General features: G+C 69.9%; 13 protein-coding genes. All 13 read left to right on the forward strand.

Annotated features, from left to right (window positions below):
- Nucleotides 1-88 precede the first annotated feature (88 nt).
- Nucleotides 89-2,131, forward strand: a complete 2,043-nt coding sequence (gene uvrC, locus OF819_RS01140; RefSeq protein ID WP_267241342.1) for an excinuclease ABC subunit UvrC — start codon at nt 89-91, stop codon at nt 2,129-2,131.
- Nucleotides 2,128-3,066, forward strand: coding sequence for an RNase adapter RapZ (gene rapZ, locus OF819_RS01145; protein ID WP_267241343.1), 939 nt, complete (start codon nt 2,128-2,130; stop codon nt 3,064-3,066). The genes uvrC and rapZ overlap by 4 nt, the downstream gene beginning before the upstream one ends.
- On the forward strand, nt 3,063-4,097 hold the full coding sequence (locus OF819_RS01150; protein ID WP_267241344.1) for a gluconeogenesis factor YvcK family protein: 1,035 nt from the start codon (nt 3,063-3,065) through the stop codon (nt 4,095-4,097). Before rapZ ends, OF819_RS01150 begins: the two co-directional genes overlap by 4 nt.
- Nucleotides 4,088-5,077, forward strand: coding sequence for a DNA-binding protein WhiA (gene whiA / locus OF819_RS01155; protein WP_240135884.1), 990 nt, complete (start codon nt 4,088-4,090; stop codon nt 5,075-5,077). Before OF819_RS01150 ends, whiA begins: the two co-directional genes overlap by 10 nt.
- 210 nt (nt 5,078-5,287) lie before the next feature.
- Nucleotides 5,288-8,263 (forward strand): M14 family metallopeptidase, encoded by a 2,976-nt coding sequence (locus tag OF819_RS01160; RefSeq protein ID WP_267241345.1) that lies wholly within the window; start codon nt 5,288-5,290, stop codon nt 8,261-8,263.
- A 206-nt stretch (nt 8,264-8,469) separates the two neighbouring features.
- Nucleotides 8,470-9,474, forward strand: a complete 1,005-nt coding sequence (gene gap / locus OF819_RS01165) for a type I glyceraldehyde-3-phosphate dehydrogenase (protein ID WP_267241346.1) — start codon at nt 8,470-8,472, stop codon at nt 9,472-9,474.
- Nucleotides 9,475-9,593: 119 nt separating this feature from the next.
- Nucleotides 9,594-10,805 carry a phosphoglycerate kinase gene (locus OF819_RS01170; protein WP_267241483.1) on the forward strand — a complete coding sequence of 404 codons (1,212 nt, stop codon included), beginning with the start codon at nt 9,594-9,596 and terminating at the stop codon, nt 10,803-10,805.
- Between the two features lie 17 nt (nt 10,806-10,822).
- Nucleotides 10,823-11,599 carry a triose-phosphate isomerase gene (gene tpiA / locus OF819_RS01175; RefSeq protein ID WP_267241484.1) on the forward strand — a complete coding sequence of 259 codons (777 nt, stop codon included), beginning with the start codon at nt 10,823-10,825 and terminating at the stop codon, nt 11,597-11,599.
- Nucleotides 11,600-11,735: 136 nt separating this feature from the next.
- Nucleotides 11,736-11,966, forward strand: a complete 231-nt coding sequence (secG, locus tag OF819_RS01180) for a preprotein translocase subunit SecG (protein ID WP_267241485.1) — start codon at nt 11,736-11,738, stop codon at nt 11,964-11,966.
- Between the two features lie 135 nt (nt 11,967-12,101).
- Entirely contained in the window at nt 12,102-12,437 is a 336-nt protein-coding gene (locus OF819_RS01185) for an RNA polymerase-binding protein RbpA (RefSeq protein WP_267241347.1), read from the forward strand.
- Between the two features lie 204 nt (nt 12,438-12,641).
- Nucleotides 12,642-13,874 carry an MFS transporter gene (locus OF819_RS01190; RefSeq protein ID WP_267241348.1) on the forward strand — a complete coding sequence of 411 codons (1,233 nt, stop codon included), beginning with the start codon at nt 12,642-12,644 and terminating at the stop codon, nt 13,872-13,874.
- 56 nt (nt 13,875-13,930) lie between these two features.
- A complete protein-coding gene (pgi, locus tag OF819_RS01195) occupies nt 13,931-15,583 on the forward strand; it encodes a glucose-6-phosphate isomerase (protein ID WP_267241349.1) in 1,653 nt (550 codons plus the stop codon).
- A gap of 4 nt (nt 15,584-15,587) precedes the next feature.
- Entirely contained in the window at nt 15,588-16,088 is a 501-nt protein-coding gene (locus OF819_RS01200) for a PH domain-containing protein (protein WP_267241350.1), read from the forward strand.
- Nucleotides 16,089-16,152 lie beyond the last annotated feature (64 nt).

Here is a 16,152-nt window from a genome sequence, read left to right on the forward strand (position 1 = left end):
CCGGGCCCGGCCGAGCCCCGTGCTCCCAGGGCCGGGAAGCCAGAGACGACGGCCCCCGTTGTCACTGCCCGCAAGTAGGGTGGGCCACATGGCCGACCCCTCCACCTACCGCCCCAAGCCGGGAGAGATCCCCGACTCTCCGGGGGTCTACAGGTTCCGCGACGAGCACCGCCGGGTGATCTACGTCGGGAAGGCGAAGAGCCTGCGCCAGCGCCTGGCCAACTACTTCCAGGACCTGGCCGGGCTCCACCCGCGGACCCGCACCATGGTCACCACCGCGGCCTCCGTGGAGTGGACGGTCGTCTCCACCGAGGTCGAGGCGCTTCAGCTGGAATACTCCTGGATCAAGGAGTTCGACCCCCGCTTCAACGTCAAGTACCGGGACGACAAGAGCTATCCCTACCTCGCCGTCACCCTCAACGAGGAGTTTCCGCGGGTCCAGGTCATGCGCGGCGCGAAGCGCAAGGGCGTGCGCTACTTCGGGCCGTACGCGCACGCCTGGGCGATCCGCGAGACAGTCGACCTGATGCTCCGCGTCTTCCCCGTCCGCACCTGCTCCGCGGGCGTGTTCCGGAACCATGTGCAGAAGGGCCGCCCCTGCCTGCTCGGCTATATCGGCAAGTGCTCCGCCCCCTGTGTGGGCCGGGTCACCCCCGAGGAGCACCGCGAACTGGCCGAGGAGTTCTGCGACTTCATGGCCGGCCGCACCGGCACGTACATCCGCCGCCTGGAGCAGCAGATGAACGAGGCCGCCGAGGAGCTGGAGTACGAGAAGGCGGCACGGCTGCGCGACGACATACAGACCCTCCGGCGAGCCCTGGAGAAGAACGCCGTCGTGCTCGGCGACGCTACGGACGCCGATCTGATCGCCCTCGCCGAGGACGAGCTGGAAGCCGCGGTGCAGATCTTCCATGTCCGAGGCGGACGGGTGCGCGGCCAGCGCGGCTGGGTCACCGACAAGGTCGAGGCCGTCGACACCGGGGCACTGGTCGAGCACGCACTGCAGCAGCTGTACGGAGAGGAGAGCGGCGACGCCGTCCCCAAGGAGGTCCTCGTCCCGGCCCTGCCCGAGGACCCCACGGCCGTCACCCAGTGGCTCGGCGGCCGCCGCGGCTCGAATGTCTCCCTGCGTGTGCCGCGGCGCGGCGACAAGAAGGACCTGATGGAGACGGTCCAGCGCAACGCGCAGCAGGCGCTGGCCCTGCACAAGACCAAGCGCGCCAGCGATCTGACCACCCGCTCGCGCGCCCTGGAGGAGATCGCCGAGGCCCTCGGGCTCGACTCCGCTCCGCTGCGGATCGAGTGCTTCGACATCTCCCACCTCCAGGGCGAGGACGTGGTGGCATCCATGGTCGTCTTCGAGGACGGGCTGCCCCGCAAGAGCGAGTACCGCCGCTTCCAGATCAAGTCCTTCGACGGTCAGGACGACGTCCGCTCCATGCACGAGGTGGTGAGCAGGCGCTTCAAGCGCTACCTCGCGGAGAAGGACAGGACGGGGGAGTGGATCGGGGCCGACTCGCCTGAGGACGCCGACGCCGCGGCGCATTCCCCCACGCATTCCCTGGCGGGCTCCCCGGCGGGCGGCGCGGTCCCCGCTGACGACGGCCGGCCCAAACGGTTCGCCTACCCGCCCCAGCTCGTCGTGGTCGACGGCGGAGCGCCCCAGGTGGCCGCCGCCCAGCGCGCCCTCGGCGAACTGGGCATCGACGATGTCGCCGTCTGCGGGCTGGCCAAGCGGCTGGAGGAGGTCTGGCTGCCCGGCGAGGACGACCCGGTGGTGCTGCCGCGCTCCAGCGAGGGCCTCTATCTCCTTCAGCGCGTCCGTGACACGGCCCATGACTTCGCCATCCGCTATCAGCGCTCCAAGCGGACCAAACGCATCAGGACCGGTCCCCTGGACGCCGTGCCGGGTCTCGGAGAGACCCGCAAGCAGGCCCTGATCAAGCATTTCGGCTCGGTGAAGCGGCTGCGGCAGGCCACAATCGAGCAGATCACCGAGGTTCCCGGCATGGGCCGCAAGACGGCGGAGTCCGTCGTCGCGGCGCTTGCCGAAGCGGCTCCGGCCGCGCCCGCCGTGAACACGGCGACAGGAGAGATCATGGAAGAGAACAACGGGGGCAGCACGAGATGACCGAGCACGACGGAGACGGAGCAGCAGACGTGAGTACGGGCAATGGAACAGAGCCCGGCGAGGCCGCAGAGGCGGCCATCCCCGAGCTGGTGATCATCTCCGGTATGTCGGGCGCCGGACGCAGTACGGCGGCCAAGTGCCTGGAGGACCTCGGCTGGTTCGTCGTGGACAACCTGCCGCCCGCGCTGATCCCCACCATGGTGGAGCTCGGCGCCCGCTCCCAGGGCAATGTGGCCCGCATCGCCGTCGTCGTGGACGTCCGCGGACGACGGTTCTTCGACAATCTCCGCCAGTCCCTGGCCGATCTGGACGCCAAGCAGGTCACCCGGCGGATCGTCTTCCTGGAGTCCTCGGACGAGGCGCTGGTGCGCCGCTTCGAGTCCGTCCGCCGCCCGCACCCCCTCCAGGGGGACGGCAGGATCGTCGACGGCATCGCCGCCGAACGGGATCTGCTGCGCGAGCTGCGCGGCGACGCCGATCTGGTGATCGACACCTCCAGCCTCAATGTGCATGAGCTGCGCGCCAAGATGGACGCCCAGTTCGCCGGGGACGAGGAGCCCGAGCTGCGGGCCACCGTGATGTCCTTCGGCTACAAGTACGGCCTGCCGGTCGACGCCGATCTGGTGGTGGACTGCCGCTTCCTGCCCAATCCGCACTGGGTGCCGGAGCTGCGGCCCTTCACCGGACTGCACGAGGAGGTGTCCGGCTATGTCTTCAACCAGCCCGGCGCCAAGGAGTTCCTGGACCGGTACACCGAGCTCCTCCAGCTGATCGCCGCGGGGTACCGCCGCGAGGGCAAGCGGTACGTCACCATCGCCGTCGGCTGCACGGGCGGCAAGCACCGCTCCGTGGCCATGTCCGAGAAGCTCGCCGCCCGGCTGGGCGCCGAAGGGGTCGAGACCGTCGTCGTCCACCGGGACATGGGGCGCGAGTGACCGGACGCACCCTCCGGCTGCGACGGCTGCGCAGGACCGGCCACGCCCCCTCCGGGCACAAGCGCGGAGCTCAGCCCAAGGTCGTCGCCCTCGGCGGCGGCATGGGCCTGTCCGCCTCGCTCGCGGCCCTGCGCCGGATCACCGGCGATCTCACCGCGGTCGTCACCGTCGCCGACGACGGCGGCTCCAGCGGACGGCTGCGCGAGGAGCTCGGCGTGCTGCCGCCGGGCGATCTGCGCAAGGCGCTCGCCGCCCTGTGCGGCGACGACGACTGGGGCCAGACCTGGGCCCGGGTCATCCAGCACCGCTTCCAGTCCAAGGGCGATCTGCATGAGCACGCCGTCGGCAATGTGCTGATCGTCGCCCTCTGGGAGCAGCTCGGCGACCATGTCCAGGCCCTGGACCTGGTCGGCAAGCTCCTCGGGGCGCACGGCCGGGTGCTGCCGATGTCCGCGGTGCCGCTGGAGCTCCAGGCGCTCGTACGGGGCCATGACCCCGCCCGCCCCGATGCGGTGGCCACGGTGCGCGGGCAGGCGACCGTGGCGCTCACCCCCGGCGAAGTGCAGTCGGTGCATCTCGTCCCGCACGACCCGCCCGCCGTGCCCGAGGCGGTCTCGGCCGTTCTGGACGCCGACTGGGTGGTGCTCGGGCCCGGCTCCTGGTTCTCCTCGGTCATCCCGCATCTGCTGGTGCCCGAGCTGCTTGAGGCGCTGACGGCGACCAAGGCCAGGAAGGTCCTGTCGCTCAATCTCGCCCCGCAGCCCGGTGAAACCGCGGGCTTCTCACCGCAGCGTCATTTGGAGGTTTTGGGGCGACACGCGCCTAAACTCGCCCTGGACGTGGTGCTGGCCGACGAGGCCGCCGTGCCCGACCGCGAGTCCCTCTCCGACGCCGCCAAGCGGCTGGGCGCGGCGGTGGAGCTGGCGCCCGTGGCCAGGCCCGACGGTGTTCCGAAGCACGACCCGGAGCTGTTGGCCGCCGCGTACGACCGTATTTTTCGGATGCATGGAAGGATCGGCCCATGGCGATGACGGCAGCGGTGAAGGATGAGATCTCCCGGCTCCCCGTCACCCGGACCTGCTGCAGAAAGGCGGAGGTCTCGGCGATTCTTCGGTTCGCGGGCGGGCTGCATCTGGTCAGCGGGCGCATCGTGATCGAAGCGGAGCTGGACACCGGGATCGCGGCCCGCCGGCTGAAGCGGGACATCCTGGAGATCTTCGGACACAGCTCCGAGCTGATGGTGATGGCCCCCGGAGGGCTGCGGCGAGGTTCCCGCTATGTCGTACGGGTGGTGGCGGGCGGCGACCAGCTCGCCCGTCAGACCGGCCTCGTCGACGGCCGCGGCCGGCCCATCCGCGGGCTGCCCCCGCAGGTCGTCTCCGGCGCGACCTGTGACGCCGAGGCCGCCTGGCGCGGCGCCTTCCTGGCGCATGGCTCGCTGACCGAGCCGGGCCGCTCCTCCTCCCTCGAAGTCACCTGCCCGGGCCCGGAAGCCGCCCTGGCGCTCGTCGGCGCGGCCCGCCGGCTCTCCATCGCGGCCAAGGCGCGGGAGGTGCGGGGCGTGGACCGGGTCGTCGTACGGGACGGCGACGCGATCGGCGCGCTGCTGACCCGGCTCGGCGCGCATGAGTCGGTGCTGGCCTGGGAAGAGCGGCGGATGCGGCGCGAGGTGCGCGCCACCGCCAACCGGCTGGCCAACTTCGACGACGCCAACCTGCGCCGCTCGGCACGCGCCGCGGTGGCCGCGGGGGCGCGGGTGCAGCGGGCGCTGGAGATCCTGGGCGAGGAGGTGCCCGAGCACCTCGCCGCGGCGGGGCGGCTGCGGATGGAGCACAAGCAGGCGTCCCTGGAGGAGCTGGGTGCGCTGGCGGATCCGCCGCTGACGAAGGATGCGGTGGCGGGGCGGATTCGGCGGTTGCTGGCGATGGCGGACAAGCGGGCGGCGGATCTGGGGATTCCGGGTACGGAGTCCAACCTCACGGAGGAGATGGCGGACGGCCTGGTGGGCTGACCCTTGTACGGCCTGAAGGCCGTGTCCTCAAGCTCCCCCAGCTACCTCCCCCAGACTCCGTCCGGAGCCCCCGTACGACGGGGTCTGGGGCGGAGTCCCAGTTACGGGAAGGGGCGGGCAGGGGGAGAAACGCCATATTGACATGATCATGTTGGATGACGAGCCTGTCCTCCTGTTCGCTCACGTGGCAGACAACCGCAAGGGGGGCTCATGAGACGCAAGGCGAGATCGATCCTCGCAGCAAGCGCGCTACTCCTTGGCACACTCGCGGCCGCGCCGTTCGCCCAGGCTGAACCCCGGGCCGGGAACCAGGCGGGTGCGGGCAAGGCCGCTGATCCCGCGGCGGATGCCGTCAAGGTGTTCGACGCGGAGGTTTCCAAGGAGCAGGTTCCGCTGCTCCTCGCACTGGGGCAGGACGCCCATGAACTGGGCGAGCGGGCTCCTGAGCGGGGGACCGCGCGGGTGGAGCTGTTCCTGACCGATGCGCAGGCGGCAGGGCTGGAGAAGCAGGGCGTACAAGTCACCGAACGCAAGGTCCCGGCCAAAACGCAGGCCCGTCTCCAGGCCGCGGGCGACGGCGTGTACCGGCCGTACGGCGGCAAGGGCAACCTCAAAGAGGAGATCGTCGAGACCGCCGCGGCCCACCCGGGCATCGCCAAAGTGGTCTCCATCGGCAAGACCCTCCAGGGTCAGGACATCCTCGCCCTCAAGCTCAGCAAGCACGCCAGGAAGACCAAGGACGGCTCCAAGCCCTCCGTGCTGTATGTGTCCAATCAGCACGCCCGTGAGTGGATCACTCCGGAGATGACGCGCCGGCTGATGCACCACTACATCGACAACTACGGCAAGGACCGGCGGATCACCAGGGTCGTGGACTCCGCCGAGCTGTGGTTCGTCATCTCCGCCAACCCCGACGGATACGACCACACCCACAAGTCCCCCGCCAACCGCCTCTGGCGCAAGAACCTCAGGGACAACGACGGCGACGGAGCGATCACCAACGCCGACGGCGTGGACCTCAACCGCAACTTCCCCTACAAGTGGGGCTATGACAACGAGGGTTCCTCGCCGAACCCGGCCAGTCAGACCTACCGCGGCACCGGCCCGGCCTCCGAGCCCGAGACCGTCGCCATGGACCGCTTTATGAAGCGCATCGGCTTCACCTTCGGCATCAACTACCACTCCGCCGCCGAGCTGATCCTCTACGGCGTCGGCTGGCAGGTCGCCACCCCCACCCCGGACGACGTGCTCTACAAGGCGCTCGCCGGCACCCCGGAGAACCCGGCGGTGCCCGGCTACTACCCGCAGCTGTCCTCCGAGCTCTACACCACCAACGGGGAGACCGACGGGCACGCCGCCAACGTCAACGGGACGATGATGTTCACCCCGGAGATGACCACCTGTCAGACCGTGTCCGACCTGGACCCGGACGACCCGTGGAACCGTGAGGACTGCCAGTCCGGCTTCAACTTCCCCGACGACGAGAAGCTGATCCAGGCGGAGTTCGCCAAGAACATCCCCTTCGCGCTCTCCGTCGCCGAGAGCGCCCTCCACCCCGACCGGCCGTCCTCGGCCGTCGGACTGGAGGCCCCGGACTTCACCGTCGACCCGTTCGACGTCTCGTACGCCCGCGGCGGCAGCCAGGAAGTGTCGGTCATCGCACGCAAGTCCGTACGCCACAAGGAGCTCAAGTACCGCATCAACGGCGGGCGCGTCCATGACCAGAAGCTCCGGCCATGGCGGGGCGGCGAGCGCTACGGCGGCGAGGACAACATCAGCTTTGACGAGTACCGCGCCCGGGTCAGGGGCGCGGACGCCGGAGACCGGGTCGAGGTCTGGTTCACCGGTCGAAAGGGGTACGGCAAGCGCACGTCCAGCGAGCACTTCACCTACACCGTGGCCGAGCGGCCCCGCGCCCGCACCCTGGTGATCGCCGAGGAGGGCGCACCCGCCCAGCACACCCGGACCTACGTCGACGCCCTGCGGGCGGCCGGCCGCAAGGCCGCCGTCTGGGACGTCGCCACCCAGGGCGTCCCGCATCCGCTCGGCGTGCTCTCCCACTTCTCCGCGGCCGTCCACTACACCGGCGGCCGGACACCCGGCGGCGACACCCAGCTCGCGCTCCGCGACTACCTCAACGAAGGCGGCCGGCTGATCGAGGCCGGAGAGGCAGCGGGCGGCGGCGCCCAAATCGGCCGGGCGTTCACCGACGACTTCAGCCAGTACTACCTCGGGGCGTACAGCAGGACCTCCGCGCCGACCGCCGCCGGGCTGATCGGCGCGGGCCGGCTCGACGGCTTCACCGGACCGCTGGCGGACGCGGCCGGCAACCCGCTGGACGCCGCCGGCGCCTACACCGTCACCTCCGACAGCCTGTCCGCGGAGGACTTCCCGCAGTTCAGCAGCGCCCAGGCCGGCAGCTACAGCGGGGTGCGAAACCCCTACGCCCCGTACGCGGGCGACTGGATGGCCTCCGCGCCCCACGCCGACAACGACTGGAAGCGGCTGGTGCGCACCGTGGACCTCACCGGCGTCACCGCCGCCGACAGGCCTCAGCTCAGGCTGGCGCTCAACTGGGACCACGAGCCCGGCTACGACCATGCGCTGCTGGAGGCCCACACGGTCGGCGCCGACGACTGGACGACCCTCCCCGAGGAGAGCGGGCTGACCGGCACGGCCGTGCCCACCGAGTGCGACGCCGGGTTCTTCGTCAACGGCCATCCCTTCCTGCGCCACTATCTGACTCTCGACTCGGGCGGCTGCACCGCGACCGGCTCCACCGGCGAGTGGCACAGCTTCACCGCCTCCTCCGGCGGCTGGCGGCAGGTCTCCTTCGATCTGAGCCGTTACGCGGGCAAGCGGGTCGAGCTCTCCCTCAGCTCCGTCACCGACCCCGGATTCGGCGGCCGCGGGGTCTTCGCCGACGACACCCGCCTGGTCATCGGCGGGGCGGAGCAGCAGACGGAGGGCTTCGAGACCTCGCTCGGCCCCTGGGCCGTCCAGGCCGCGCCCGAAGGCTCCCCCGAGGTGGCAGGCGACTGGGGGCGCACCGGCGAGCTCTTCAAGTCCTACGCCGCCGTCACCACGCGTGACACGGTGCTCCTCGGCTTCGGCCTGGAGCACATCCCCGCGGCGGCCGACCGCGCCCAGCTCGTCCGGAAGGCGCTGCGGGCACTGCGCCGCTGATCCGTCCGGCGCCCCGCCCCTGAACAGCGGCTCCGCGGTCCGCGGTCCTACTGACGGGTATGGACCGCGGGGCCGTCTCCGGGCCACGTACGGCACCCATCGATGTCACTCCGGGGCCCTCAGGGAGGTAGGGTCGTGGGTGGTCGGGGACATCCCATAACAGCCGCCGGCATCGAAACCCGGCATACCAACGAGGAGATCGGTTCGTGACGATCCGCGTAGGCATCAACGGCTTTGGCCGCATCGGTCGTAACTACTTCCGCGCGCTGCTGGAGCAGGGTGCAGACATCGAGATCGTGGCTGTCAACGACCTGGGTGACACCGCGACCACCGCTCACCTGCTGAAGTACGACACGATCCTGGGCCGTCTCAAGGCCGAGGTCACCCACACCGACGACACCATCACCGTCGACGGTCACACGATCAAGGTGCTTTCCGAGCGCAACCCCGCCGACATCCCGTGGGGCGAGCTGGGCGTCGACATCGTCATCGAGTCGACCGGCATCTTCACCAAGAAGGCCGACGCCGAGAAGCACCTCGCGGGCGGCGCCAAGAAGGTCCTGATCTCGGCTCCGGCCAAGGACGAGGACATCACCATCGTGATGGGCGTCAACCACGACAAGTACGACGCGGCCAACCACCACGTCATCTCCAACGCCTCCTGCACCACCAACTGCGTGGCGCCGATGGCGAAGGTCCTCGACGAGAACTTCGGCGTCGTCAAGGGTCTGATGACCACCGTCCACGCGTACACGAACGACCAGCGCATCCTGGACTTCCCGCACAAGGACCTGCGCCGCGCCCGCGCCGCCGCGGAGAACATCATCCCGACCTCCACGGGCGCCGCCAAGGCCACCGCCCTGGTCCTGCCGCAGCTCAAGGGCAAGCTGGACGGCATCGCCATGCGCGTCCCGGTGCCGACCGGCTCCGTCACCGACCTGGTCGTCGAGCTTGACCGCGAGGTCACCAAGGACGAGATCAACACTGCCTTCCAGAAGGCCGCCGAGGGCCAGCTCAAGGGCATCGTCGAGTACACCGAGGACCCGATCGTCTCCTCCGACATCGTGAACTGGCCGGCCTCCTGCACCTTCGACTCCTCCCTGACCATGGTCCAGGGCAAGCAGGTCAAGATCGTCGGTTGGTACGACAACGAGTGGGGCTACTCCAACCGCCTGGTCGACCTGACCGTCTTCGTCGGCGGCCAGCTCTGATCCCGGGCCGTTAGCATCCCGATGTGAGCGAAGGGGCTCGGACAGCGCGCGCAGCGCCGTTCGGGCCCCATCGCTTGCGTCGACCCCTCGTTGCCCTCCCAAGGAGCAGTGTGACCACCATGAAGACCATCGACGAACTCCTCGCCGAAGGGGTCGCAGGCAAGCGCGTCTTCGTCCGCGCCGACCTCAATGTGCCGCTCGACGGCACGGCCATCACGGACGACGGCCGTATCCGCGCCGTCCAGCCGACCATCGCCAGGCTGGCCGAGGCGGGCGCGCGCGTCGTCGTCGCCTCCCACCTGGGCCGCCCCAAGGGCGCCCCGGACCCCGCCTTCTCGCTCGCCCCGGCCGCCAAGCGGCTCGGCGAACTGCTCGGCGCCGATGTCGCCTTCGCGACCGACACGGTCGGCGACTCCGCCCGCTCCGTCGTCGCCGGCCTTGCGGACGGGCAGGTCGCCGTCATCGAGAACCTGCGCTTCAACGCCGGGGAGACCAGCAAGGACGACGCCGAGCGCGGCGCGTTCGCGGATCAGCTCGCGCAGCTCGCGGATGTGTACGTGGGCGACGGCTTCGGCGCCGTGCACCGTAAGCACGCCTCCGTCTACGACCTTCCCGCCCGCCTTCCGCACGCCGCCGGCCACCTCATCGCGGCCGAGGTCGACGTGCTGAAGAAGCTCACCGAGGAGGCGCGCCGGCCGTATGTCGTCGTCCTCGGCGGGGCGAAGGTCTCCGACAAGCTCGGCGTCATCGACGAGCTGCTCGGCAGGGCCGACCGCATTCTCATCGGCGGCGGCATGGCCTACACCTTCCTCAAGGCCAAGGGGTACGAGGTCGGCATCAGCCTGCTGCAGGAGGACCAGATCCCGACCGTGACGGAGTACATGGAGCGGGCCGAGAAGAACGGCGTCGAGCTGGTGCTCCCGGTCGACGTCCTCGCCGCCAAGGACTTCCCCGACCTCAAGGGCAAGACCCCCGCCGAGTACATCACCGCCGACGCCGACGCCATCCCCGCCGACCAGGAGGGCCTGGACATCGGCCCCAAGACCAGGGAACTGTTCGCCTCGAAGATCGAAGACGCCGCGACCGTCTTCTGGAACGGCCCGCTCGGCGTCTTCGAGCACCCGGACTACGCGGGCGGCACCCGCGCCATCGCCCAGGCGCTGCTCGACAGCGACGGCTTCACCGTCGTCGGCGGCGGCGACTCGGCCGCGGCCGTGCGCACGCTGGGCTTCGACGAGAACGCATTCGGCCATATCTCGACCGGCGGCGGCGCCAGCCTCGAATACCTCGAGGGCAAGACGCTCCCCGGCCTCGCAGCACTGGAGGACTGACCCTTTCCATGAGTAATCTGACTCATCGCATCCCGCTGATGGCGGGCAACTGGAAGATGAACCTCAACCACCTTGAGGCCATCGCCCATGTCCAGAAGCTTGCCTTCGCGCTCGCCGACAAGGACTACGAGGCCGTCGAGGTCGCCGTCCTGCCGCCCTTCACCGATCTGCGCTCCGTGCAGACCCTGGTCGACGGCGACAAGCTGAAGATCAAGTACGGCTCGCAGGACATCTCGGCGCAGGACTCCGGCGCATACACCGGTGAGATCTCCGGGCCGATGCTGTCCAAGCTGAAGTGCACCTTCGCCGTGGTCGGCCACTCCGAGCGCCGCCAGTACCACGCCGAGAACGACGAGCTGTGCAACGCCAAGGTGAAGGCCGCCTTCAAGCACGGTCTGACCCCGATCCTGTGCGTCGGCGAGGGGCTCGACATCCGCAAGGCCGGGCAGCAGGTCCAGTTCACCCTGAACCAGCTCGACGGCGGCCTGAAGGACGTCCCGGCCGAGCAGGCCGAGACCATCGTGATCGCATACGAGCCGGTGTGGGCCATCGGCACCGGCGAGGTCGCGACCCCCGAGGACGCCCAGGAGGTCTGCGGCGCGATCCGCAAGCGGCTGGCCGAGCTGTACTCGCAGGATGTCGCGGACAAGATCCGCATCCAGTACGGCGGCTCGGTGAAGTCCGGGAACGTCGCCGCGATCATGGCGCAGCCCGATGTGGACGGCGCCCTGGTGGGCGGCGCCTCGCTGGACGCCGACGAATTCGTCAAGATCGTCCGCTTCCGCGACCAGTGACACGACCAGTGAGTAGGCGCTAGCGCCGATACGTCGTACCCTTGCGGGGGTCCGGGGAATGCCCGAAGCAGCCCGGACCCCCGCAGTCCGTTTCTTGACTCCGTCAATGTCCGAGGAAGTTGGTCCAGCCGTGGTTATGGGGTTCTCGATCGCCCTGATCGTCTTCAGCCTGCTGCTGATGCTGCTGGTGCTGATGCACAAGGGGAAGGGCGGCGGCCTCTCCGACATGTTCGGCGGCGGCATGCAGTCGTCCGTCGGCGGCTCCTCGGTCGCCGAGCGCAACCTCGACCGGATCACGGTCGTGGTCGGTCTGCTGTGGTTCGCGTGCATTGTCACACTCGGTCTGCTGATGAAGCTGGACAGCTGACCAGGACTTACCCGTCTCGGGGGTGGGGTGTAACTCCAATCACTGGACGAGCGTTGGGCCTTACGTAAACTGGGGCACCCGCGGCGCAGCCGCTGTGAGACGCTGTGCAGCACCATCACGCAGGGAGTTACGACCGTGGCAAGTGGCAACGCGATCCGGGGAAGCCGGGTCGGAGCGGGGCCGATGGGCGAGGCTGAGCGAGGCGAGTCAGCACCCCGCCTGCGCATCTCCTTCTGGTGCTCGAACGGGCACGAGACGCAGCCGAGCTTCGCCAGCGACGCACAGGTCCCGGACACCTGGGACTGTCCGCGCTGCGGCTTCCCGGCGGGGCAGGACCGGGACAATCCGCCGGACCCGCCGCGCACCGAGCCGTACAAGACACACCTCGCGTATGTGCGTGAACGGCGCACGGACGCGGATGGAGAGGCGATTCTCGCGGAGGCGCTCGCGAAACTGCGGGGCGAGATCTAGGAGTTGCGGTCCGGTTGGGCACCGAAGGGTGGCCGACCGGACCTTTTGCTGCCTGACCTGGGGCTCTGCCCCAGACCCCGCGCCTCAAACGCCGGCGAGGCTGGAAAATCCAGCCCGTCCGGCGCTTGAGGACAAAACAAGCCCCGCCGGCGTTTGAGGCGCGGAGGTCCGGGGGCGGAGCCCCCGGTTACGGGGAGGGGCGGGGTGGGGGAAACGGCACCGGTCAGTGAAGGCACGCAGCAACACGCGCCCGCCTGGCGCGGCGGCTTCGGCCGGCTCTGGGCCGCCGCGGCCGTCTCCAAGTTCGGGGATTCGCTGCGCATCGCGGCCATGCCCCTCCTCGCCGTCTCGCTCACCGACGACCCGCTGCTCATCGCGTCCGTCACGGCCTGCGGCTATCTGCCATGGCTGCTGTTCGGGCTGGTCGGCGGGGCGGTCGCCGACCGGGTGGACCAGCGGCGGGCGATGTGGACCGTGGACCTCGTCCGCGGAGTCCTGATGGCCGGCTTCGCCGCGGCCGTCTGGCTGGACGCCCATTCGATCGCGCTGCTGATCGCGGCGGCCTTTGTGCTCACCGCGCTGCAGACGGTGTTCGACAACGCCGCCACCGCTCTGCTGCCCACCCTGGTGGAGGCCGGTGCGCTGGGCAGCGCCAATGCCCGGCTGATGACCACCCAGCAGATCGTGGGCAGTTTTCTGTCCGCTCCGGCGGCGCCGGTGCTGCTCGCGGCGGGCGCGGCCGTGCCGTACGCGGTCGATGCGGCCACCTATGCCGTGGCGGCCGTCCTCATCGCCTCGCTGCGGATACAGGGGCCACAGGGGCCGCCGCGGGCGCCCGGACCCGCCGGGAGCACCCTGCGCGGCCAGATCGCGGAAGGGCTGCGCCATCTGTGGCGGGACAGGGCGTTGCGCGGCCTGTGCATCGCCACCACCATCTGCAATGTCGGCATGGGCGCGCTCATCGCCACCCTCGTCGTCCATGTCACCGTCTGGCTGGACGCCGGGACCGCCGGATACGCGGCCGTGCTCACCGCCTTCGGCGCGGGCAGCGTCGTCGGCGGACTGGCGGCCGGCCGTCTCGCCGACCGGATCGGGCGCATACGCAGCGTGTTCCTCGCAGCTCTGGTGCAGACGGGCGCACTGGTGGCCATGGGCTCGGTGCGCGCCCTGTGGGCGACGATCGCGGCGATGGCCGTGTTCGCCGTGATGGGCATGGTGTGGAACGTCAATCAGACGACGCTGATGCAGCAGCGCAGCCCCGCCGGGATGCTGGGCCGTGTCAGCGCGGCCATCCGCACCCTCGCCGTCGCGGGTGCGCCGCTCGGCGCACTGCTCGGCGGCGCGGCGGCCGGGGCCCTGGGGCCGAACGCCCCCGCGCTGTTGGCCGCGGCGCTCTTCGTGCCGGCCGTGGCCGCACTGAGCGGTCTGATCAATTAGGTTGGTGACGCAGCGGGGCATGCAGGCAGGTACGAGAAGAATGGGCGATGTCCTAGATGAACGCACAAGGACGCACGCGACTTAACCAGACCCCGGAATGGGCCGCTCTCGGCAAGCATCGCGAACAGCTCGGAGACACCCATCTGCGCGAGCTGTTCGCGGCCGACGCCGCCCGCGGCGGGCGGTACACCCTCCGGGTGGGCGATCTGTACCTCGACTACTCGAAGCATCTCGCGACCGACGAGACACTGCGGCTGCTGCGCGAACTGGCCGCCGCCACCGGCGTCGCCGAGCTGCGGGACGCCATGTTCCGCGGCGAGAAGATCAACACCACCGAGGGCCGCGCCGTGCTGCACACCGCGCTGCGCGCGCCCCGGGACGCCGTCATCGAGGTCGACGGCGAGAACGTGGTGCCGGGTGTGCACGCGGTGCTCGACAAGATGCGCGCCTTCTCCGACCAGATCAGGTCGGGCCGGTGGACCGGTCACACCGGCAGGCCTGTCAGGAACATCGTCAACATCGGCATCGGCGGCTCCGATCTGGGCCCCGCCATGGCCTATGAGGTGCTGCGTTCCTACACCGCACGGGATCTGACGTTCCGTTTCGTCTCCAACGTCGACGGCGCCGATCTGCACGAGGCCGTCAGGGATCTGGACCCGGCCGAGACGCTGTTCATCATCGCGTCCAAGACCTTCACCACCATCGAGACCATCACCAACGCGACATCCGCGCGCACCTGGCTGCTCGACGGCCTCGGCGGCGACGAGAGCGCCGTCGCCAAGCACTTCGTCGCCCTGTCGACCAATGCGGAGAAGGTCGCCGAGTTCGGCATCGACACGGCCAATATGTTCGAGTTCTGGGACTGGGTCGGCGGCCGCTACTCCTATGACTCCGCGATCGGCCTCTCCCTGATGATCGCCATCGGTCCGGACCGGTTCGGCGAGATGCTCGACGGCTTCCGGCTCGTCGACGAGCACTTCCGCAATGCCCCGCCGGAGGCCAACGCACCGCTGCTGCTGGGGCTTCTCGGGGTCTGGTACGGCGCGTTCTTCGACGCCCAGTCGCACGCGGTGCTGCCGTACTCGCACTATCTGAGCAAGTTCACCGCCTATCTGCAGCAGCTCGACATGGAGTCCAACGGCAAGTCCGTGGACCGCGAGGGGAACCCGGTGGACTGGCAGACCGGCCCGGTGGTCTGGGGCACTCCGGGCACCAACGGCCAGCACGCCTACTACCAGCTGATCCACCAGGGCACCAAGGTCATTCCGGCGGACTTCATCGGCTTCGCCAAGCCCGTGGACGATCTGCCGCCCTTCCTCATCGCCCAGCACGATCTGCTGATGGCCAACTTCTTCGCCCAGACGCAGGCGCTCGCCTTCGGCAAGACGCCGGAGGAGGTGCGGGCGGAGGGCGTGCCCGAGGAGCTGGTCGCGCACAAGACGTTCCGCGGCAACCATCCGACGACCACGATCCTCGCCGACGAGCTGACCCCCTCCGTGCTGGGCCAGCTGATCGCGCTGTACGAGCACAAGGTCTTCGTCCAGGGCGCGATCTGGAACATCGACTCCTTCGACCAGTGGGGCGTCGAACTCGGCAAGGTGCTGGCCAAGAAGATCGAGCCCGTGCTGACCGAAGGAGCGGGCGGCGACCAGCTCGACTCCTCGACGGCCACGCTCGCCGCCGCGTACCGCGCCCGCCGGGGCCGCTGATCCGATGGCGGGGGAGAAGACGGTCCGGCTCAGACCGCCCGGCAACCGGCTGAACCAGCGGGCCGTCCCCTGGTGGCGCGTGCAGTGCCTGCTGACCGCGGCCGTGCCCGTCGGAGTGCTCGCCGTGCTGGCCGTGTTCCTCGGGTCCGCCGGCCGCTGGCTGCTCATCGCGGCCGGTGCGGCAGCCCTGCTGGGGCTCGCCGCGACCGCCTTCTTCCCCGCCTGGTGGTACCGGGTGCACCGCTGGGAGGTCACCGACGAGGCGGTGTACGTCCGCACGGGTGCGTTCTGGCAGGAGTGGCGGATCGCGCCCATGTCCCGGATCCAGACCGTGGACACGATGCGCGGACCGCTGGAGCAGGTGTTCCGGCTGGCGACGGTGACGGTCACCACCGCCTCCGCGCGGGGCGAGATCAAGATCCAGGGCCTGGACCATGAAACGGCGGCGGACCTCGCCGAGCAGCTGACCCGGATAACCCAGGCCACGCCCGGAGACGCGACATGAACGCGCCTGCCCCTGACGGCGGCGGCTCGGGGCCGGCACCCGGAGGGCCTGAGTCTGGGTCGGC

The organism is Streptomyces sp. PR69 (genome assembly GCF_026420845.1).
Classification (GTDB): Bacteria; Actinomycetota; Actinomycetes; order Streptomycetales; family Streptomycetaceae; genus Streptomyces.